This is a genomic window from Oribacterium sp. FC2011 (assembly GCF_000701645.1).
Lineage (GTDB): Bacteria > Bacillota > Clostridia > Lachnospirales > Lachnospiraceae > Oribacterium.
In genome coordinates, this window is sequence record NZ_JNJM01000015.1 from 82,819 (window position 1) to 103,985 (window position 21,167).

The 21,167-nt window shown below is 44.2% G+C and carries 15 protein-coding genes and 1 pseudogene; 6 read left to right on the forward strand and 10 right to left on the reverse strand.

The features are described 5' to 3' along the window. Positions 1 to 16 precede the first annotated feature (16 nt). The 3 genes from T357_RS0112930 to T357_RS20395 all read right to left on the reverse strand — a co-directional run bounded on the left by T357_RS0112930 (position 17) and on the right by T357_RS20395 (position 4,335). Entirely contained in the window at positions 17 to 529 is a 513-nt protein-coding gene (locus T357_RS0112930) for a hypothetical protein (RefSeq protein WP_155991438.1), read from the reverse strand. Between the two features lie 89 nt (positions 530 to 618). Then, complete coding sequence (locus T357_RS0112935; RefSeq protein WP_049962415.1) at positions 619 to 2,292, reverse strand: PspC-like choline-binding domain-containing protein; 1,674 nt, start codon at positions 2,290 to 2,292, stop codon at positions 619 to 621. Positions 2,293 to 2,559: 267 nt separating this feature from the next. Beyond that, positions 2,560 to 4,335, reverse strand: a complete 1,776-nt coding sequence (locus T357_RS20395) for an O-antigen ligase family protein (protein WP_031553386.1) — start codon at positions 4,333 to 4,335, stop codon at positions 2,560 to 2,562. 431 nt (positions 4,336 to 4,766) lie between these two features. On the opposite strand from T357_RS20395, the gene T357_RS0112945 reads away from it, so the two are divergent. Then, the gene (locus T357_RS0112945) at positions 4,767 to 5,042 is read left to right on the forward strand and encodes a helix-turn-helix domain-containing protein (protein ID WP_330373128.1); all 276 of its coding nucleotides are present in this window, start codon (positions 4,767 to 4,769) and stop codon (positions 5,040 to 5,042) included. A gap of 23 nt (positions 5,043 to 5,065) precedes the next feature. Then, positions 5,066 to 6,013 carry an Rpn family recombination-promoting nuclease/putative transposase gene (locus tag T357_RS0112950; protein WP_049962416.1) on the forward strand — a complete coding sequence of 316 codons (948 nt, stop codon included), beginning with the start codon at positions 5,066 to 5,068 and terminating at the stop codon, positions 6,011 to 6,013. Positions 6,014 to 6,107: 94 nt separating this feature from the next. Here T357_RS0112950 and T357_RS0112955 read toward each other — a convergent pair whose 3' ends face one another. Together T357_RS0112955 and T357_RS0112960 are read right to left on the reverse strand one after the other, a co-directional pair. Then, the gene (locus T357_RS0112955; RefSeq protein ID WP_049962417.1) at positions 6,108 to 8,225 is read right to left on the reverse strand and encodes an LCP family protein; all 2,118 of its coding nucleotides are present in this window, start codon (positions 8,223 to 8,225) and stop codon (positions 6,108 to 6,110) included. A gap of 193 nt (positions 8,226 to 8,418) precedes the next feature. Beyond that, complete coding sequence (locus tag T357_RS0112960; protein WP_031553396.1) at positions 8,419 to 9,834, reverse strand: undecaprenyl-phosphate glucose phosphotransferase; 1,416 nt, start codon at positions 9,832 to 9,834, stop codon at positions 8,419 to 8,421. 427 nt (positions 9,835 to 10,261) lie between these two features. On the opposite strand from T357_RS0112960, the gene T357_RS22225 reads away from it, so the two are divergent. The 4 genes from T357_RS22225 to T357_RS0112980 all read left to right on the forward strand — a co-directional run bounded on the left by T357_RS22225 (position 10,262) and on the right by T357_RS0112980 (position 14,084). Further along, positions 10,262 to 10,345 (forward strand): putative holin-like toxin, encoded by an 84-nt coding sequence (locus T357_RS22225; RefSeq protein ID WP_242826603.1) that lies wholly within the window; start codon positions 10,262 to 10,264, stop codon positions 10,343 to 10,345. Positions 10,346 to 11,289: 944 nt separating this feature from the next. Then, positions 11,290 to 12,078: a hypothetical protein gene (locus T357_RS0112970; RefSeq protein ID WP_031553400.1), complete on the forward strand. Its 789-nt coding sequence runs from the start codon at positions 11,290 to 11,292 to the stop codon at positions 12,076 to 12,078. A 174-nt stretch (positions 12,079 to 12,252) separates the two neighbouring features. Beyond that, a complete protein-coding gene (locus T357_RS0112975; protein ID WP_031553402.1) occupies positions 12,253 to 13,257 on the forward strand; it encodes a type IV toxin-antitoxin system AbiEi family antitoxin in 1,005 nt (334 codons plus the stop codon). Beyond that, the gene (locus T357_RS0112980; protein ID WP_031553404.1) at positions 13,254 to 14,084 is read left to right on the forward strand and encodes a nucleotidyl transferase AbiEii/AbiGii toxin family protein; all 831 of its coding nucleotides are present in this window, start codon (positions 13,254 to 13,256) and stop codon (positions 14,082 to 14,084) included. The genes T357_RS0112975 and T357_RS0112980 overlap by 4 nt, the downstream gene beginning before the upstream one ends. 197 nt (positions 14,085 to 14,281) lie before the next feature. Here the strand turns inward: T357_RS0112980 and T357_RS21810 are convergent, their stop codons facing one another. From T357_RS21810 to T357_RS0113000, 5 genes and pseudogenes are all read right to left on the reverse strand, one after another. Next, positions 14,282 to 16,930 (reverse strand): glycosyltransferase family 2 protein, encoded by a 2,649-nt coding sequence (locus T357_RS21810; protein ID WP_242840114.1) that lies wholly within the window; start codon positions 16,928 to 16,930, stop codon positions 14,282 to 14,284. A 20-nt stretch (positions 16,931 to 16,950) separates the two neighbouring features. Next, positions 16,951 to 17,955, reverse strand: a complete 1,005-nt coding sequence (locus T357_RS0112990; protein WP_044916933.1) for a glycosyltransferase family 2 protein — start codon at positions 17,953 to 17,955, stop codon at positions 16,951 to 16,953. A gap of 268 nt (positions 17,956 to 18,223) precedes the next feature. After that, positions 18,224 to 19,192 (reverse strand): zinc-binding dehydrogenase, encoded by a 969-nt coding sequence (locus tag T357_RS0112995; RefSeq protein WP_242840115.1) that lies wholly within the window; start codon positions 19,190 to 19,192, stop codon positions 18,224 to 18,226. A 6-nt stretch (positions 19,193 to 19,198) separates the two neighbouring features. Next, positions 19,199 to 19,519 (reverse strand): annotated as a pseudogene (locus T357_RS22350) (alcohol dehydrogenase catalytic domain-containing protein); the annotation flags it as partial. Positions 19,520 to 19,546: 27 nt separating this feature from the next. Beyond that, entirely contained in the window at positions 19,547 to 20,932 is a 1,386-nt protein-coding gene (locus T357_RS0113000) for a methyltransferase domain-containing protein (protein WP_049962419.1), read from the reverse strand. Positions 20,933 to 21,167: the final 235 nt, after the last annotated feature.

A 21,167-nucleotide genomic window follows, 5' to 3' on the forward strand; every position in this document is an offset into this window, starting at 1 on the left:
AGATGACCCTTTCGGATCATCCTGTAATGTTTTCTATGGTTAATGTCGGATCAAATGGTACACTGTCACCCTTTTCGATGTTGTATTCTGTTATAAGTTTATCTCCGCTCTTAACGATCAAGTTGACTCCGAAAATGTTGCAAAGATTTCCAAAATCTTCATTTGTATATCCATCAATACGAAAATCCTGCGTATTAGCTTCATCAACGATAAATCTCATAGTATCTGTTAGAAGAATTTCGATTGCACTATCAGATACGTTATCTTCTATGTCAAAATTTACAATAATCTTCTGAGCATCGTTATCTCCGGTCAGATTAAAATCGTTAATAAACCCATATATTCCTGCTGATTGTATGTCTGTACCGACATCCTCTTCCATCTGTTCAAAATCAAATTTATAAGGAGTATCCTCGGAAGCTTTAGTTACAGCAGGGCTTTCGAGGGGAGATTTATAAGAAGGCTTACATGCATTGAGTATCAATACTTGCAGCATAATAGTAAATAGTAATATTTTATTTATTTTCATTTTTCAACCTTTAAAAAAAGGTTCGAGGAATAAACCCCGAACCTTTTTTATTAGTAAAATCAACTAACTAGATGAACAATAATATCTAATTACTTAATTGTCCACTTAGCTCCTGAAGCAGAAGAATTGATTTCCTTACGAGCAGCGTCAACAAGAGTTCTGAACTGTTCTGCTGACTCAGCACCCATCATATCAGAATCAATTGTAACCTTCTTTGTCTTCTCGTTGTTGTTCTCATCCTTATACTTAACTTCGAATGCATCGTCATAGTCATCAGATGAAGGGAAGTAAGCAAGAACCTTGCCTTCCTTACCAATTACATAGTAAGCATCGTTCTCGTCCTTGAGCTTCTTCTTATTCTTAACCTTTGTTCCTGACTTACCAACCATTACCTTGTCAAGAGCATTTACGCCAAAGCTGATTGTAAGGTGATCCTCATCAACACCACCATAGTTAGAATCATCGTCTGCACCTGGAGCAAGAACAAGACCCATATTTACATACTTCTTGATCTTAGAAACATATCCGTTCTCTGCTCTACCATTAGATGTGTTGAAGTAGAACTGGAATGTACCGTCATCAAGGTTGAGTGTCTGATAGCCCTTCTTCATTGAGCCATCCTTCTCCTCGTTATCTGAGAAGAAGTAAACTTCATCAGTTGTATCGAACATCTCGTCGTACTTAGATCCTCTTGAGTGCTTGATCCACTGATCTCTTGTCCACTTATCTGTATCATCAAGATCTGTGATATCCTCGCCGGCATCCTTCTTAACGAACTGAGTAAGCATTCTACCAAACTCATCGAATGCATACTTCTTGCCACCGATCTTCTTGATCTCGTTGGTTGTCATCTTACCAGACTTGTTGAAGTACCACCATGAATACTCATCATCATCATAGTCGCTCATGTTGTGTGAAGAGCAGAAATCCTCATCAGGAATAGCCCATACCCACTTATTTCTTCTCTCAGCACCATCGCCGTTGAGGTATGAAAGAGAAGCTGCTGTAGCGCCTGAAAGCTCATCAGATGTTCCATCAGCCCAGTCATCAAGCATGTTACCCTTCTCACCGAAGTGATAGTAGAGACCGTTGATCTTCTTACGCTTGTTAGCCTGCTTCTTACCCTTGTTATCGAAGTAGAACCAGTAGTCCTCTGTATCGTCGTCATCTTCTACAGCAAGCTTGATCCATCCTGTCTGCATGTGACCATCGTTCCAGCCGTTGAAGTAGTATGTAGCGTTCTCCCAAGCTGACTGGTTGTCATCCTGCTGATCTACGTTGTCCTTGTCGATCCAGCCATAGAGCATGTGACCTTCGTCATCGAATGCATACTTAAGGCCGTTGATTGTCTTGATCTCAGATGTTGTGAGCTCGTCCTCAGATGTGTAAGCCTTTCCGTCTGCTCCGAAGTAGTACCACCAGTACTCAGCATCAAGGTCTGTATTTGTGCTATCATCCATAGCTACAGCCTTCCATGTGTTTGTAACCATAGCGCCGTACTGATCAACATAGTAATATCTTGTCTTTGTGTTGTTTGTATCCTCGATGAGCTGGTTTGTAGCCATAACTCCATCGCTGTCAAGATAGAACCAATTTCCGTTTGCTGACTTCCAAGTGTCAGTCACAGCCTCACCGTTGTTGTCAAGATATCTCCAAACGCCTGTGGAGTTATCCCAACCAGCTGCCATAGATACAGCTGATACGCCAACAGCGAGAAGTGCTGCAGCTGAAAGTGTTGCGAATACCTTTGTCTGCTTCTTCATAATAAATGCACTCTCCTTTTTGTGTTTAAGAACTTTTTTACATAAAGTTCGGTTTACGATGAGGATTATACCCCTGCCTTTTCGATTATTCAAGTCCTTTTTCTCAAATAATCGGCAGAAGGATGTACGAAATTATGTATCTTCTCATCGATTACAGTGTACATATTAACCTAATGGCCATGTGATGTACATAAATAAAAGTTTTCCATTTCTTACGCAATTCTTAACATGAATATTAATCCGAAATTAAGAAATTCCTAATAATCTTCATTTTTCACTTCGATTTCCCGCCAGACCCACAAAGATCAGGAGCATAAAGACCGGCGTAGTTATAGGTATTGCTATATTGACAACTGCCTGAATTACGTAGGCGAGAACAGCCATACCCGCGGCCTTTACTGTTATTTCCCCAGATTTAAATATTTGCTTAAGGGAGGTAAACATCAAAGCTATGTAAGCTATAAGGCCGAATACACCAACTGTTATGAAATACTCAAAGTATTCGTTATGGGCACTGTCGAATATTCCGTAGCCTGCATTCTGCATTATATTCATGAATCTGTCCATGGTTATGATGTAGTAGGTATCAGGTCCATAGCCAAAAAGCTTTGTAAATAAGATAGAGTCTTTTGTCCAGTACTCCATGCCCAGTCTCCAGGCAAGGCCTCTTCCGGTTCCCCATTCATCATTAAATATGAGCATACCTTTGTAGGATTCCCAAAATTCGGGGTGCCATCCTGTGTTTGCAGCGATAAGGATAGCTATGGCAGTCAGTACTCCGCAGGCAAGAAGAATATTCCATATTGTTTTTGCATGTTTTACGGTTTTTTCTTCATTGGACGGATTTAGGGTATTTACCTTTTTTGCATGTAAGGCAAATACTATTGCAAAAATTAATAACAGTAACAATATATAAGTTATGATACTTTTTCCACCTATTTCTATCTGGGTTCCTGGATCGATGTCGTGCATGGTTTGTATTCCGGCTGCTGATATTGAAGCTGTTATCTTCATTGCGGCAAGGTATGTAAATATGGTGAGAAGGTGCTTCATGATATGTTCACTCTTTTCCCATAGGAAGGGTGTGAAGGCTATGACCGCAGCAGTGGACAGTATGGCATTATCACTTTTCCCCATAATCTGGGCAAAGCTTGCTATGACGAGAATCAACCAGGAGTAAAGTGATTCCCACTTGTTTCTTCCAGTGATAAATAGTACTGCTGCCGCTCCAAAAAGCATGCCGGTGAAGTTTGTGTAATTGTTAATATTTCCTATAGAAGAAACAAATTTATACTTGAACATTTCGTCGGCTCCTTCGAACATCCCCCATGTATATAAGAAGAAATTGGATATTCCCCAGAGGCACACCAGGCTGGCGAATCCCATGTAGGCGTAGATATGCCACCTTTTAAAGCGGTAGAATCTGGTCACAAGGATATAGGTAACGAAGAATACAAGCCACAGGAAGAGGCCCTGGCTTCGGCCGCGGTTACCCCAGAAGGCTTCGTACTGGTACCGGGCGAAGGCGGTGGAGATGCCGAAGATCACTATGAGGGCGAAAAAAGCTATGTCTACTTTACTGATATATCTTTTCCATCCGCCCTTTTTAAGGCTTGCGAAGAATCCGCGGCGGATGGCGGATTTGTTGTAGATGGTGTCTGCAAGTAGATAAAAGAGGCCGAGGCCCAGGAAGACTGCACCGTAGATGAGGGTTGGCTTCCAGTAGAGATGATATCTGAAGGTCAGGATGTCAAAGTACTTTTCGTGGGTGCAGAGGGCAAAGATGCAGAGGTAGAAAAGCACGTAGATGTCCATGAGCCACCTGGTGATGTTGCCGAAGATGCGGTTTAGCTGCTTGGTGGTCTTTCCGGGGGCGGGGGTTGAGCTTGATAAGTCATTCTGCTTTGTTTTAGTTCCGCTGCCGGATGAATCTTTTGACTTTTTTGATTTAGATGTTGTTTCGGGTTTTTGCTTTTTTTCTGCCTTCAAGGCAGTTTCAGGTTCTTCGGTCTTTTTTATTATTTCAAACATCGAATCACTCATGTTTTGATTTCCTCGGTTTTCTTGATATTTTGCAAATTCCGTTACATGATACCACAGGTTTTAGGAGGCAACAAGGAAGCTGCATATCGATTCTGACTTAAAAACCTAAAATAAGACCCCTTAGAGGCTCATAACATACCTATACCTCTAAGGGGGACGATATTTGTTTTGTATTCTTATATTCTTTTAACCCTCAAGTACTTCACATATAGGCAATTAATCTAATCTCTTTGCAGCAGTCAATCAGACTTTCCTCCATGAGCTGGGGCGGGGCCGTAACACAAATCCAACATCGACCGAAACAGGGGTGGGCGAATGGAGGAAAGTCCGTTACAAATATAAATTTTAGTATTGACTGTAGTCTTTGACTACATTATATTTATAGATATATATATATACGCATTGACTACATTTTCCATGGAGTTCGAAGGATGAAAACTGAAATATATTATGTTGAAGGCATTGAAATCGAATATGAAGTTATATCTGATGATCGTGATGATGCAGAACGCCGCAAGATGGCATACGCCTTTAAAATGATAAGGGAACAGTCAGGAATGAACAGAAAAGATTTTTCAGAATGGCTCGGCATACCATACCGAACAATGCAAGAATGGGAACTTGGCCGGCGAGTTATGCCGGAATATGTACTTCGTTTAATAGCATATAAAGTCATGAACGAAAAAAGATTGAAGTCACAGAAGTGATTGAATAATAGATAAGGAACTATATGGGAACAAAAGATACTTTGGCCAAACGATATTTATCACAAAATGAAATATTTGCTGACGCCTTTAATTACTATTTTTTTAAAGGAGAAAAAGTAATTAATCCTGACGATCTTATAGAGCAAGATCCGACAGAATCGGCAATCATAAGGAAAATGAACAAAGTATTCACCAACCAAAAGATCAGGGATGTACTTAAATCATGTACAATCAAACATTCCAGGCATGGCAGCCTGGTTCTTTTGGGAATCGAGGCCCAAGCAGGTATTAATTATGCCATGCCGGTAAGAGACTATTTATACGATGCTCTCAATTATGCTTCACAGGTTGCAGATATCAGTAAAAAGCACGAAGAAAATGATGATTTATCCGGAAACGAGAAAATATCCGGTTTTTCCAAGAATGATCGTATATTACCGGTAATTACACTATGTATCTGCTTTGATAAAGATAAATGGGATGCTCCAAGACGTCTTTCCGATATGTTCAGCATAGTTGATCCACGAATATCTGAGTATATTAATGATTACAAGCTAAATTTAATCACACCACACGAGATAGAAGATTTCTCAAAATTTTCTTCTGAATTGGGCACTATCATGGAGTTTATACACGTTTCAGATGACAAGGCGAAGCTCCGTGATATAATTAAAATGAAGGCTGAAGAAAGTATTCACCTCAATACTGTGGATATGATCAACACTTATGTTGGTACAAAAATTCCTACAAGAAACGTGAAAGGAGGTAAAATGAGAGTGTGTCAGGCATTCCAGGAATTATTGGAAGACGAAAGAGCTGAAGGTCGTGAGGAAGGTCGTGAGGAAGGAGCTGATATGCTTGCTAAACTCCTTAAGGTTTTAACTCCAGGCAGCAAGGATTATGACAAGGCTCTAAACGCCACCGCTAAACAAAGAAATAAGCTTTATAAGAAATACGGCATTATAGAGTGAACATCAATTAAACCTCAGTATAATATTTTCATTTTTTACATAAAAAAACTCGGCAATTGAGCCGAGTTTTTTTCGTTTTCTTATTCTTTTTTCTTTACGCCGGTCCATCGGATATTGCTCCGCCCGGACCAACGCTGTCGTTTGAGCTTGCTCCGCCGGGGCCTTCCAGGTCATCCAGGGAATCGATAGATCCCGGGCCACCTGAATCTGCGGAAGATGATGAGCTTGATGAGCTGCCGCCGCTTGGGCCTGCTCCTGAATCATCTTCGCTATCATCTATAAGGCCGGGTTCGCTAACCTCTGAAGATGAGGTGGTTTCTTTCTTATCGGAAGACTTTGTTTCGGATGGTCCGTCTTCATCATCGTCTTCGTCATCAGCTTCGGTGGTTTCCTTGCCGGTCTTTGACTTTGTGGTCTCGTCTGTGTCTTCTCCGGGGCCGGGAGCTGTCGGTTCTATAACGTTTCCGTCCTCATCCGTTTCTTCGGTCTCGTCCTCGTCGGTCTCCTCGCCCTCTTCGGTTTCGTCGGTCTTGGACTTGGTTTCCTTTACGGATTTAACCTTGTTGCCGGACGGATCTGTTTCGTAGATGTTATTTCCGTCTTCGTCTGTACCCTTGATGATGTAGCCGTCGGCGTCTGTCTCCTTGGAAGATGACTTCTTTCCGGAGCTTTCACCGTTCTCTTCTATAACACTCTCGTCCTCTTCAGTCTCTTCCGTGGACTTGCTTTCCCACTTGCTGCTGCTTGTTGACTTTGTTTCGTCCTTATGGCTCGCATAGTAGCCTGAGTCATCGGCGATCTTCTGCGAATATGACTCTACAGCGTTTGATACCTTGTAGTCTTCATCATCGAAGAGCACGCTGTGAAGCCACTTAACATTGGAAACAAGGGTTACAGGTATAACGCAGTCGCCCTTCTTGCCCATCATCTGATCCTTGAGATCCTTAGGGAAGCCTGTGGACTCCTTGATGTTATATCTGGAGATGCCCTTGGCAAGCTCGATGATGTCTGCGGTGTCTATGTTGAATGCCACCTGCGGGAGAACTACGTCGATGACGGAAGTAAGTGTCGCAAGGTCTGCCTTCTTTGCGTGATCAAGGCACTGGGAGATAACCTCTCTCTGTCTCTTGGTTCTCTCGAAGTCGCTGTCCATGTAACGGAGTCTTGCATAGGCAACTGCCTGAACGCCGTTAAGGTGCTGAGGACCCGGTCCCTTGATGTAGTTGGCCGCCGGGTTCTGTGCGTTGATGCCTGCCTTGACGGAGGTCTCGTGAATGTAGGCATTCATGTAATAGAACTCTTTGTCCGTGATGTCAATGTCTACGCCGCCAAGCATCTCAACTGCATCCGCAACTGCTTTCCAGTTGAAGGTTACGTAGTTCTCGATGTTGAGGTCCAGGTTAGAGTTAAGGGCCGATACTGCCTGCTCCGGACCGCCGATGGCGTATGCTTCGTTGATCTTTGCGTAGCGGCTGTTGCTCTTTCCGGTCTTGAGATATGTGTCTCTGTATACAGAAACCAGTTTAATGTCGCCGGTTGCCATATCTACGTTGCAGATGATCTGGACGTCAGCATTGGCACCGCTGCCTACTCCGCCGTCTCGGGAGTCTACGCCGAATACCGCAACTGTCCAGTAACCGGACATCTTCTGCTTCTGGGTGATGTCAATGTTGTTGTTTTCTACCTTTGATTTATCGAAGGATACATCCTGGGTCATGTGCATGTATCTGTACACTGAGCCGAAGCCTAAGATACATACAAGGGTGATGAGCTCTACGGCTACCATAAGGATGATCCTGGTGCGGAAGGCTTTCTTTTTCTTGTCACGCATCCTGCGCTCGTACTCGAGGTCCCTTTCCACTTCTGTGGTGTGGTTAAGGGTCTTCACCTGGGGACGGTTTTCCATCCTCAAGGGGTCCCCGGGAGCGGTTCTTCTGGGTCTCTCGGTGTTGGTTCGGGGCTCAGTACTCTTGGTGCTGAGGGTTGCGGATTTCTTTATTTCGGAGACTCTCTCTGCGGCATCTCCCGGGAGACGGGTGTCTCTTCCTTCTACGGAATGAGAGACTGGTCTCCTGCTGTCCATCGCCTTCTCCATGAGCTTGTCACCCATGGCTTTGTCATTAACTATCTTGTCTTCAAGTTCACTCTGGTGACTTTCAGCACCCTCCAGGGAGTGTGGTCGTCTGGTGTCCTTGCCGTTATCAAGTGCCATTTGCTATATCCTCATTAATATACTTATATAGTATAAGTTAAACCTTTGGTTGTGTATCTCATAAAACCTAGGAATTTTACCACATATATATCGATTCGGCAAATCTATTCTTTATTTTGCCTTAAAACAACCGGGATTATCAATTGATTCCGTGTGTTTTTCTAATGAATCCTAATCTTTACCGAATCTTTTTTCAATAGGCATTTTTGTTAACAAATCCCTTAAATATGGTGAGGAAAAGTATCTTAATGTCCAATTCCATGGTCCAGTTTTCGATGTACCAGATGTCAAATCTTATTCGTTCGTGGATGGAGGTGTCTCCTCTCAGGCCATTGATCTGGGCCCAGCCGGTCATACCGGGGCGGACCTGGTGCTTGATCATATAGCGGGGGATTTCTTCCTTAAACATTTCCACGAACTGGGTGCGTTCAGGTCTCGGGCCCACCAGGGACATGCTGCCGAAGAGGACATTAAAGAACTGTGGGAACTCGTCGATGGAGGTCTTTCGGATAAATTTTCCGATTTTCGTGACTCTCGGGTCTCCCGGGGTGGTCCAGCCTTTCTGCTCGTCCTCCGGCTTCTGCTCTACCATGGAGCGGAATTTGTACATCATGAAGGGCCTGTTGTGAAGTCCCACTCTTTCCTGTTTGAAGATGATGGGGCCAGGGGAGGTGAGTTTGATGATGATGGAAACTATAAGCATTACCGGGCTGAAGAGTACGATGCCCACCAGGGCTCCGATGATGTCTATAACTCTCTTGGCGGCTGCTTTTACCGGGTCTGTAAGGGGTACGTTTCTGATGTTTATGACCGGAAGTCCGTCCATGTCTTCAGTGACGGGGCGGGAGGGGATGACATTGTTATAATCCGGGATGAACTTTGTGTGTACGCCGGATTTCTCGCATACTGCCACGATGCTGCCGAGTTTTTCGTAGGCTGCCAGGGGCAGGGTGATGGCGATCTCGTCGATTGTGTTTGTGGAGAGGATTTTCTCCAGCTCAGAGATTCTTCCGACGATTTTCACTCCTTTGTAGGAGGTGCCGGATTCTGTGATGTCATCCACGATTCCGAAGATTTTGTAGCCCCAGTCGGGGTTTCTGTGGCAGGCGTCGATGAATTTGTCCGATACGTCGGAGAAGCCTACTAGCATGATGTGTTTCTGGTTAAAGCCTTTGCGGCGGAGTCTCGTGAGGATGAATCTGATGCCGAATCTTTCCACTGTTGTGGCGATGATGTCGATTACGCAGAAGGCGGTGATCATCCTGGTGGAGAAGTTGGCGAAGTAGCCTGATCGCCTGAAGGCGAAGAGGATTGAGGCGAAGATCATCAGGCCGACGACATTGGCCTCTAGTATGTTGAAGAATTCTTTTCTTTTGGTTCTGGTGCGTTTCGGCTCGTAGAGGTGGAACATCCAGTACAAAAAGAGGTAGCCCGGGACCACAGGGATCAGGGCACTAAAATAGACCTGCGGCGGGAGTACTCCGTGGCCTGCAGGGAATATGGGTGATGCGATCACCAGGAACCATGCCAGCGCGTAGGATCCTGCTATGATCAGCGCGTCAAGGACGACATGGAAATTGTTTAGGAATTGTTGGTTGTCTTTTATCATATATGGAAGTATACTCCCGATTTTGAAAAATTCCATAAAAATGAGTTTATTTTTTTCTTAGGATGTCGAGAGGGGAATGGTGAAGAGGCTGATTCTTACTTTCGAGGCCGAAAAAGACGTTTTAAACACAAAGATTGTAACTGAGCTGGTAAATAAATATCTGGGATGACGGATCGGAAAATTAATGTCAGACTTAAGTTTTGATATATGGTAGAAATATGGTAGAAATTCAGACTATAGGATAATTCTGTATCCTGTGCTACAATCTCATCCAGTGCTTGCCAAAGCGGTAGGCGGTTAGCCCTTTCATCACGAAGGGCATTTTGTAAGTCCCTTCAGAAAGGATAAAGTGGGAATCCTCACGGATTCCTTTGAACCGCTCAAAGCCGCGCGGCTCCTTCGATTAAAAATCGAAGGCAGTGGCGCCATGGTAAGTTATTCTGATTTATTCCAATTTGGGATTCTGATAGTTGCTATCATTGGTCTTGTTTATAAGATCTCAAAAAAATAACCGCCCACAAGCCTAACAACTTGGGCGGTTATTATTAACCAAGCAAAGGGCTAACCGTCTATCGGCGAGCACTTTCTACATTTATATAGTAAATCAATATTTAGTATATTACAATATACATTTTTATTGTTGTTTGACCTATATTTTTTTATTGTTGTTTGATCTCAGATTCATACTCTTCAAAGCGAATCAACAATCTTAAGTTCTTGATCTTAAGCTCCTATATGACCCAATCTTATAGTTCTTATATGACCCAAAACTTGCTTCCATCCAATTAAAGTCATACCACGAGACCTTAAGGTATGACCTCAAACCCAGTATTGCTCTTTTTGGGTCATCTACCACTAGGTAGCGGATTGACCTCATATCACGAAATATTCCTTTTGGGTCATCCGATGAGTGCTGTAGACATGACCTCAAGCTTAGTATTGCTCTATTTGGGTCATCTACCACAAGGTGCCTGATTGACTTAATTTCAAGGAATCTTCCTTTTGGGTCATCCGATGGCCGCTGTAAACGTGACCTAAAACCCAATATTGCTCTTTTTGGGTCATCTACCACAAGGTGCTGGCTTGACTTAATCTCAAGGAATCTTCCTTTTGGGTCATCCGATGGCCGCTGTAAGCGTGACCTAAAATCCAATATTGCTCTATTTGGGTCATCTACCACAAGGTGCCGGCTTGACTTAATTTCAAGGAATCTTCCTTTTGGGTCATCTGATGAGTGCTGCAGACATGACCTCAAATCCGAAATTATTCTACTTGAGTCACTCGTCGTAAGGCGATTGCATGCCTCATATCAAATTTCATCCCATTTGAGCTTCCCATTGATTACATATGGTGACTACAAATCCAAGAATATCAGATGCCCTTCAAAAATCATCATTCACCCCCCTAAATATCAGAAAACTTAACCAAATATTCTAAAGAAACGAGGAAAAACTAATGTACAGATTGAAAGAAATGCTATTACAAGAGCAAAAACACTTGGAAGCTATACTGGCTAAGACAAGCAATAACAACAGCTCAACACCTGAAGGAAGGCTCCGCATATCAATGAATCATGGCAATGTCAGATATTACAACTGCACTAATGGTAGAGATGGAGATTATATCCCAAAGGAGAACGAACTTCTTCCACGTCAATTAGCGCAGAAAACTTATAATGATTCTATTCTTAAAGCCGCAGAGGCGCATAAAAAACTGATAGACGGCTTTCTAAAAGATTACAAAGAAAATGAAATCGAAGAACTATTTACATCTTTGCACCCTGAGAGGCAGAAGCTAATTACCCCTGTTGAACCAACCTATGCACAGTTGGAACAAAAATGGTATTCAGAACCATACATAGGAAAAGACTTCAATGAAGGCACACCTGTGATTCTTTCAGAAAAAGGAGAGCGGGTAAGATCAAAGTCCGAAAAGATTCTTGCCGATTATTTCTTCAGGAACAATATTCTATATAAATACGAAAAGCCCCTTACCTTAGCAGGATACGGAACTGTCTATCCGGACTTTACGTTTTTCTCGAAGAAACTTAAGAAAGAAATCTATTGGGAACATGAGGGAATGATGGATAACCCGGAATATGCAACAGCAGCCGTGAAAAAACTTAACAACTATCAACTGAACGGAATCATACCCGGAGAGAGGCTGATTCTTACTTTTGAGACAGAAAAAGACGTTTTAAACTCAAAGATTGTATCTGATCTGGTAAATAAATATCTGAGATAAATTCGCAATAAATCGTCTTTACCGACATAATCCCTTTAAAACACTTAGTGTTTCATATTTATTTTTGTTTTCACCGATTTGGTGAAAACAAAATTAAATGTGAAATATGTATTGTGGCCATAGAGTTTCATTGATATAATTAATTTCACCAAGATAGTGAAAGAGGGTTTAAAGATGAAACAAGCACTTTCGACAGATATGTTTAAAACATTCGCAAATAGCCTGCCTATTATAGAGAGCTGTACAGTGGATGCCAATAATGTGGCCACATTAAGACTTTCCAGTAATGATGAAACAAGCTTTCAGCTTGCTATTTCGAGAGATGGTTATCCAAAGCAGATCAAAACTGTTATTTCTGAAATGGTTTCGGATCTTTATTGCGTGATATTGGCTCCATACATTACTGAACAAACTGCGGAATTATGTAAAAGAGCCGGTTATGGTTTTTTAGATCTAGCCGGTAATTGTTATATTGCGTATAAAACTCTATTCGTAGAGATAAAAGGAAATAAAAACGAAAACACGCCTAAAAGATCCATAAAATCAATATATGAAAGATCCTCGGTAGTTTCTTCTGTTATACTACGGACTATTCTTGAAGATACACGCCAGAGGTGGAAATTGCAAGATCTGGCAAGTGCCGCCGTATGCAGTATAGGTCAGGTTTCAAAGGTAAAAGAGTTCTTGTTGAATCAGACATATATCGAGCAAAGCAAGGATGGCATTTCTGTTACCGATCCTAAGTCGATCATGAGAGATTGGGCAAGAGTATACTCGGATTATACAGAGGAAAAAGTACAATGTTATTCTTTATCCGGTATCACTGATATTGAAGCAAAGATTGCAAAAATGACTAAAGAGACCGGGATCAAGTGTATATTGACAGGTTTTTCCGGAGGAGTACGATACCAGCCCGTCGTGAGATACCAGAAAGTCCATGCGCTGATAGATGCAAATGATTTAGACAAGATTGTTGAATACTTGAGTCTGAAAAGAGTGGATTCAGGCGCAAACGTCATTTTAATAATAAAGTATGACTCATGTGTAGGTGTAAATGCACGAATGATCAAGAATAATATGGTTGCATCTCCGGTACAGATATTCCTTGATTGCATGAGTTTAAAAGGCCGGGGAGAAGAAATGGCGGAAGAAATACTTAGTAAGGAAATATGTAAATGATACATGATGAAGATTTAAGAAGTAGCATTGATTATTCAGAAGATCAGAAACTAGCGGCCCATAGAGTTCTGGTGGAATTGGTTAATCTTTTTAACGAATATCGCGATGATATAAGAATAGTTGGAGGATGGGTTCCGGACTTAATGTTTCCGGATCAGAATCATGTGGGAAGTGTCGACGTGGATGTTTTGATTAATCACCTGACATTGAACGATTCCGGATATCAGACAATGGCAAAGATTCTGTTAAGAAACGGATACAAAGAGCATCCGGAGAAATACTTTTCATTTGTCAAAACAGTGGATATAGATGGGGAAGCATTTACAGTTGATGTTGATATTCTTGCTGGAATCTATGGTGGAACGGCAACGAAAAAGAGGAGCCAGCATGTCCAAGGAATTAAAGCGTTGAAAGCCACCGGAGGGAATTTTGCATTTGAATTTCCTCCTCAGCAAGTTAAGGTTGAGGCAGAGAGGGTTGACGGAGCTATAGATACTGCTGTTGTTAATGTTGTAGCTGTTGTTCCGTTTTTAATCATGAAAACGGCAGCCATGGGAAGAGGCAAGGCAAAAGACGCATATGACATTTATTTTGTAATAAAGCATTATATCGGAGGCGTAGATTCATTAGCAGAAGAGTTCAGGGCTGTAAGGGATAAACAGATTGTAATTGACATGAAAGAAAAGCTTTCGGACAAATTTGCTTCAGAAAAACATGCCGGACCTAAAGACGTTTCTGATTTCATGGATTTGGCGAATGAAGAGGAAATAGAGCTTATCAGAAGAGATGCATATGAGCAGGTTTCAGCACTAATAGAAAAGATTTAAATTATTAGCAAAATGACATCAAGGGAACGGGGCAGCCTATAATGAACTGCACCCCGTTCCCTTTTGCTTTTGTTAAATGTGTTCTGAAAGTAGATTGGAGCGGAAGCTTTTTCAAGAAAACCGTGGAATACCGAAGGGCATCTCATCGAATGTCCTTCGGCTCCTAATATCCCTTAATTATCACAAAAGCTAAATAACTAAACTATTCCATCTAATATGTCCATCTTGAACGGCTTGCCAACTGTTTCCTTCTCCAAATTCTTCAAAGTAAAGTTCGATTTCATGAAAGTGAGCGCCGGATTGTAATAGGGGTCGCCGTAACGGAGGCACTCGGGCCAGCGTTTTGCGAATTTTACTATTTCGCCGTTGAAGCGCTGTACTTTTTCCGGGGTGTCTTCCATTCCGCGTGACTTTGACTCGTAGTGATAGAACTTGGCGTAGGGGTTGTAGACCACCAGCTTACCAAGGGCGCGGACTTTCATGCAGAAGTCTACGTCGTTGAAGGCTACAGCAAGTTCTTCGGTGTAGCCGCCAACTGCATCGAAAAGATCTCTTTTTGTAAGTAAGCAGGCTGCAGTTACGCAGGAGTAGTCCTGGACGCATTTTGCTCTGTGCATGTATGAAAGCTCTGCGTCGTGGGTTCTTACAAAGGCAGCGCCTGCGATGCCGCCCATTCCCATGATGACGCCGGCATGCTGGATGTCTTCGTCCGGGTAAAGGAGTCTTGCTCCGCAAATGCCTACATCTTCTCTCTGTACGTAGCCGATCATTTCGTCGATGGAATCTGGGTCGATGAGTTCGATATCGTTGTTCAGGAACAGGATATATTTTCCGTTAGTGAACTTCACACCGAAATTATTGATGGCGGAGTAATTGAAAGGCCCTTTCCACTTGACTACTCGGACAGTGACCCCAGTAGAACTCTTAGATCCATCAGCATAACCTGTCTCAGAAACGTTATTACCTGACGAGTCTGAGTCAAAAGCCAGTTTAACGACTGCATCTGATTCTGAAGACTGATTTCCAACCTGAATTTGTTCTGAGTCCGAAGCCGCAGAAATGCTAGTATCTGTTCCCGACTGAGCTGCAACTCCGTCTGATTTGGCTTTACCTGTACTTTCAGAGGAAGCATCCGGTATCTCCGTCTGCCCTTCATTCTTTATTTCTTCCGCAGTTTTCTCTTTATATCCCTCTACCGGGTACTGTTTCTGTATCTCGGCATAGTACTTCCAGGTTTCTTCCTGGTCGGAGTTGTTCTCAACTATTATGAATTCAAGGTTCTTGTAATTGCTTCCTGCCAGGGACTGTATCGCCTTGTCGAGGTCCGCGGTGTGATCCTTGTTGGGGATAACCACTGAAATCAGGGGCTGTTCGTTTTCATAAATTGTGTGGTAGAAGCCATAGGTAATGCCTTTTTCCACCTTTTTCACAGGCAGGCCCAGTCTCTTGCAGTGGTCGTATACCGCTCTTGCACCTGCATCGAAGGCATAAAGCTTTGCCTCGGGGTGCTGGGCCGTTGAGGCCTGATGTGAGCGCCAGTGATAAAGGGCCTTAGGTATATGGTAGATCCTTGAGCTGGTGAAGCGGCCTTCCTTAAGAAGCTTTTTGTCAGCATCACTTAAGTTGGCGAGGTCACCGCCGATCTCTTCTCTTTCCCTCTCCTGAGCCTTTTCTGTTGCCCTCAATATAAGGTCATGGTCCTGGGCGCCGTCATAGGCTTTTCTTTCATATATTTTGTGACCTGCTTCGTCAGTCTCGGCGATAGCACCCAGAAGCTCTCTTTTCAGCACCAGAAGATGACAGACATAGTTTACAGATCTGAGTAGATCCGGGTTGTAGTCCGTCTTAAAGTGAGGCTCGAAATAGTAAGTGTCCTCGAAGTCGATCTTGTCTTCGTCGGAGTAGATCACGTCCACCTTCGGGTGCTCATTTATGGCTTTGGCACACTCGAAGAGAGCATTGAGCTCCAGTTCATCGTCATGGTCTGCAAGAACAATGTAGTCGCCGGTGGCCATTTCAATGGCAGCATTAGTGTTGTCGGAAATTCCCAGGTTCTTTTCGAGGATCTCGTATCTGAATCGGGGGTCCGCCTTGTGGAACTCCTCCAGAACTTCTTTTGGAAGCTTTCCGTTTGCCTGTGAGCGGTCATACTTGTCATAAGGTGTTGCATCCGCAACGCAGACTTCAAAGTTCCCGTAGGTCTGGTCCTGGATGGACTTAAGCATTTTCCTAAGGAACTTTTCGGGGGTCTCATAAACCGGGATCACGATGGAAAACTTAGGCTGCACCGGAAGCGTTGTATTCCTCTGCTCCTGAAGCTCCGCCTCTGTCACCTTCTGCTTTTTGTACCACTCGTTATAATCGTAATCCTCCTGAATGCCTTTCAGGCGGTGTACGGTTTTTTTGTAAAGTGCCCTGAAGCCGTGCTCCTTGAAGTAATCCCAGGCCACTTCCACTGTCTCCCAATGAAACAGCGCCAGAAGCTTCTCTCTTTTTTTGTGAGCCACTGAGTTAAAGGCTTCCAGGATCTTGTCGTCGAACTTAATCTTTTTGGTTTTGCCGTCGGCTTTGATAACGAGATACCTGACTTCGCCCTTCTGATAAGGGGTGTTAATGTCATAGCCCAGCTCTCGTTTGATGGGCCCGTGCTGCTTTTCATAATCTTTAAAGAAGGCTTCCACCACTTCGTCTCGTCTCACGGACTCGACGATAGTGCCGGGCACGGAATTTCCCGCACCGTCCAGCACGTCGAATTCCACCGGCGTCTCCGGGTCGCTTCCGAAGGCCCAGCCTAGGAAGGTGATTTTACCCTCTCGAGATACAGCAACATCTACTTTATAACGCATCATATTTTATTCTCCGTTGCTTATTCGGGTTTCACTTCCGGGGTTTTGGGAGTTTTCTCCATGTCTTTTACGCCGCGGTAAATGGGCGCATCCCCAAAGTTGAGTCTTTCTTCCTCTACTACCAGAGGTCTCTTCATTACCCTCTGATTGATGGAGAGGATGTACTCGCCCAGGAGTCCGATGAAGAAGATCTGGATTGAGCCGAGGAAGAGCATACCGATAAGCATTGGCGCCATGCCGGCGGGGAAACGGTCCCACCAGATGAGCTTCATTACGAGGTAGGCTATGGCGATCAGCATGCTGATGGCGCTGCACACGCCGCCGAAGAATACCGCAACTCTGAGGCCGACTTTCGTGTAGCTGGTGAAGCTGAGCATGGCGGCGTCGTAGAGGGAATACCAGTTGTTATGGGTGATTCCGGCTCTTCTTCTGGGCTGGGTGTAAGGGATTTCCTTGCGGCGGAAACCGAGCTCGGCCACGATGCCTCTCAGGAAGGGTGTCGGATCGTTCAGGTTTCGCATGACGTTGATGAATGCCTTGTCATAGAGTCCGAAGCCGGTGAACTGGGCGATCTGGTCAACGGAAGACATTTTCTTGATGGTCTTGTAATAAATGCCTCTGATCCAGTACATGAGCGGGTTCTCCTGGGACTGGGTCTTTACGCCGATGGCGATTTTGTAGCCTTCTTCCCAGGCTTTTACGAACTCGGGGATCATCTCCACCGGGTCCTGGAAGTCCGCCGCCATAAGCATTGTCGCGTCACCGGTTGACTGGAGCATGCCGTAATAGGGGCTATTGAACTGGCCGAAGTTTTTTGCATTGAAAATGGCTTTTACGTCCTTGTCGGTAGCGCAAAGGCCTCTGATCTTCTCGCGGGTCCGGTCCTTTGAGTCGTTGTCTATGTATATGAGCTCATATCTGTAGTCGCTGAGTTTTTCAGCAAATATGGCTTTTATGGCCTCGTAAAGGGGCTCTACGTTTTCTTCTTCGTTGTAGCAGGGTACTACTATGCTGATGGTTTTCAAATTTGTTTTCCTCTGATTAGTAATGCGGGGCTGACTGACTATGCTCACATTGATTTATCGGATTTCTGATTTTCCTTCAATAAATAACGTGGATTAGGCTGACTATCAGCACCTTAAATGTACTCGGTTTAGAATGTATCACCTACGGAAGGCGAATTCATTCTGTTAAACACAGCGTCGATTGTACACTTAGGGGCCGTGTTTAGCAAGCTGAACAGCGATTTGGCTCTTAATAAAAGGGTGTTGGCTTAATTCTTTGTCACAATGATCAGAATTTAACAGCTATTTTTATGGCTTTTCTGTCCTTCATGTCATAGATGGCCTGTTCCACTTTATCGAGGCCTTCGTATCTTTCGGTTATGAACACACCGGGGTGGAGGTCGTGGTCTTTTATGAGGCCAATGACTCTTTCAAGGTTCTCCCGTCCGCCTTTACTGAGACTGAATTTCAGGGTTTTTCCTGCCATTCCGCGGCCCATGGAGAATTTTGGGATGCGGAGGGCGTCGATGGTGGTGTTTCGACGGAGTACAGGCTTAACCTGAGGAACTCCACAGCTTTCCTGATGCGAAGGTTCTGACTCGGTCTGAATGGCTCCGCTGCTTGCCTGCTGCGTGGTCCCGGAAAAGTTTTCTCTGGTCTGATTGTTAATATCTGTCAGGTTCCTGCATTCTTCGTCCTGAACTTCAGTGTCTGCTCCGAAGTACATTACATTAGAGACAATGCCGGTTCCATATTTAACCATGTCGATGGCCTGGGGCAGGCTGTAGTCATTGCCGCCGCAGATGAGAACCTCGTCGGCGCCCTTGGTGGCGGTCTGTTGAAGGACATAATTCACCACCGTGGAACCGGTGGAGTTTGCGAGGGGGTGCATGCCTTCCGGAAGAGGGCATTCTAATGTCTTGTAGTTGAGAACTTCCACTTTGCAGGTTTCGTCGCTCATGGACTCAGCGATTTTGACATTGTCGGGGCGGGAGCCTACGGCGTAGATTTTTTTTGCGCCGGCAAGTTTGCTTCCCATGACGGCTGCGAGTCCGATGGCACCAATGCCCATGACTACAACTGTGTCGCCTTCAGATACTGCTGCCTCTTCCACAGCGGTGAAGCCGGTCTGAACCACGTCAACGCACATGAGGGCGTCTTCAAGGCTCATTCCTTCCGGGATGTGGGCAAGGTTTTTGTCTGCGAAGGGCAGGTAAAAGGTGCTCTGGAAAGCGCCATCTATGGATTTTCCTATCATGTGGGCGCTGAAGTTCTGTCCGGCGTGGGCGTAGTTAATGTCTACGTCGGGCTGGCTCCAGTCGGGGGTTATGGCTGAGACGGCTACCAGGTCGCCGGGCTTGAAGTCTTTGACTTCGGGGCCGATGGCCTTTACTTTTGCGATGACTTCGTGTCCGAGAGTCAGATCGGGGCGCTTGGGGCTGCCCTGCCAGATGGTGTGGACGTCGGAAGTGCAAGGGGATACCAGCACCGGCTCCAGAAGCGCGCCATGAGGGTCGATAAGTGTCGGCTCAGATTTATTAATGTATTCTATTTTTCCTTTTCCTTTTAAAACTAGGGCTTTCATTTGGTCTCCAAGTAATGAAATAAGCTATTATTTGTATTCGTCTATCTTATCGGTTTTTAGAACTAAAATTCTAACGTCTGCACCATACCGCTCTCGGATTATTCCGGCGATTTCGTCGGTGTAGCCGGGGGCGACGATGAGGATTTCGTCTACCGGGTCTGTCATGAAATGGTCAGGGGAGACGATGGGGATATGGGATGCCGGGGCGTATTTTCCCTGCTTGAATTTCGCGGAATCTATGATGTATTTTACTTTTCCGCCGAGTTTTGTGGTGGCTGCAAGGGTGAATCCCTGATGGCTTGCTCCCCAGATGGCCATGGTTTTGTTTTCAGCTGAAAGTTGAGCGAGATGTGCATTCACTTCCTCGTTCAAACGGTCATAGCTTTCTTTTAAGGAAGTAACATCTATGAGTTGTCCGTTGTAGCGAAGATTTGTCAGGTCGTCGGGATCTGCTTTTTTCACGATGATCTCGATGGTATCGCGGTTTACAAGGCGCATGTCCAAAACTTCGAAACCGTTGTCCTGGAAGAGCTTCTGCAAAGTGAACTCGGTGTAGTTTGCGATGTGGTCGTGGAGGAGCTCGTAGTAGCCATTGTACTTAAGAATATATTCAAAGCTTGGCACCGTCACGAGGCCCAGGGCTTTTGGTTTCAGGTTATGCCAGATGTTTTGAAGCATATCTTTCGGATATGGCTGGTGCTCCAGGAAATTGAACTGAACGAAGGCGTCGAAAGGACCGTCGGGATAAGTATAGTCGCCTTCGGCGAAGCCCTCGTATACACAATAGTTAACTTTTGGATAGTGACTTGCTTTAGGCGAGTACTTTACTTCTGGGAAGCACTCTACTTTTTTATCAAAATCCAAATTTCGTGTATTTATAGATGATTTCTGCTGTTCCGCAGCTTTATAATAATCGTCGGCATGAGCATTTGCCTCTTCCACCAGTTCTTTCTTGTGCTCGATTCCGGTGAGTTTAATAGGCATTGCTTTAGGCTGACCAGAAAGGGGATCTTTCTCCATATCTTTCTCGAGCGCCTCTTTTCCTACTTCATCTTCTGAAAGATTCTGCCACATGCGAAGGAACTCGCCTCTGCCACAGCCTACTTCCACTATGTTTCTGCCTTTGATACCATGCTCTCTCATGTGTTCAAGGAGTCTTGCATACTCTTCATGACGAAGTTTTGTCATGGTGCTGGTTCCACCACCAGCACGGATCACATCTTTATAGTAGGATACCGGCTCGCAGTCAAACTGAACCAGACCGCATTCGGTGCACTGGCAAAGATCCAATGTGATAGGGTGGTCAGCATTGAGCTCATCCTTTGCCGGTATATCCTGAGCAGATGCCGGCATATCTTTGAAGGTCATAAGTTTCTTTATTTCGTGCCCGCAGGCTAAACATTTCATTTCCATATATATGTCTCCAAAAAAATCCGATGTGCTACGATTATAACACACCGGATTATATAATCTGTATTTTCAAACAAAAAACTATATTTCCATCTAGGTCATTGTGGATCTATGTAAATCTGCTTCGTCTATAACCCTTATATTTAGGACATTTCTTTAAACTGAAAACCTCCGTCCCGATTTCTTCATATAAGTTCAATTATGTCTTGTTTCTTATTCTTTGTATATCCAAAACCAA

Bases quoted from the DNA above. Each gene is read 5' to 3' on its own strand.
- T357_RS0112995 (WP_242840115.1), bottom strand. From the start codon at position 19,192: ATGATAGGAAAATCCATAGATGGCGCTTTCCAGAGCACCTTTTACCTG.
- T357_RS0112935 (WP_049962415.1), bottom strand. From the start codon at position 2,292: ATGAAGAAGCAGACAAAGGTATTCGCAACACTTTCAGCTGCAGCACTT.
- T357_RS21810 (WP_242840114.1), bottom strand. From the start codon at position 16,930: ATGCGTTATAAAGTAGATGTTGCTGTATCTCGAGAGGGTAAAATCACC.
- T357_RS0112930 (WP_155991438.1), bottom strand. From the start codon at position 529: ATGAAAATAAATAAAATATTACTATTTACTATTATGCTGCAAGTATTG.
- T357_RS22225 (WP_242826603.1), top strand. From the start codon at position 10,262: ATGGTAAGTTATTCTGATTTATTCCAATTTGGGATTCTGATAGTTGCT.
- T357_RS20395 (WP_031553386.1), bottom strand. From the start codon at position 4,335: ATGAGTGATTCGATGTTTGAAATAATAAAAAAGACCGAAGAACCTGAA.
- T357_RS0112975 (WP_031553402.1), top strand. From the start codon at position 12,253: ATGAAACAAGCACTTTCGACAGATATGTTTAAAACATTCGCAAATAGC.
- T357_RS0112980 (WP_031553404.1), top strand. From the start codon at position 13,254: ATGATACATGATGAAGATTTAAGAAGTAGCATTGATTATTCAGAAGAT.
- T357_RS0112960 (WP_031553396.1), bottom strand. From the start codon at position 9,834: ATGATAAAAGACAACCAACAATTCCTAAACAATTTCCATGTCGTCCTT.
- T357_RS0113000 (WP_049962419.1), bottom strand. From the start codon at position 20,932: ATGGAAATGAAATGTTTAGCCTGCGGGCACGAAATAAAGAAACTTATG.
- T357_RS0112950 (WP_049962416.1), top strand. From the start codon at position 5,066: ATGGGAACAAAAGATACTTTGGCCAAACGATATTTATCACAAAATGAA.
- T357_RS0112970 (WP_031553400.1), top strand. From the start codon at position 11,290: ATGTACAGATTGAAAGAAATGCTATTACAAGAGCAAAAACACTTGGAA.
- T357_RS0112955 (WP_049962417.1), bottom strand. From the start codon at position 8,225: ATGGCACTTGATAACGGCAAGGACACCAGACGACCACACTCCCTGGAG.
- T357_RS0112945 (WP_330373128.1), top strand. From the start codon at position 4,767: ATGAAAACTGAAATATATTATGTTGAAGGCATTGAAATCGAATATGAA.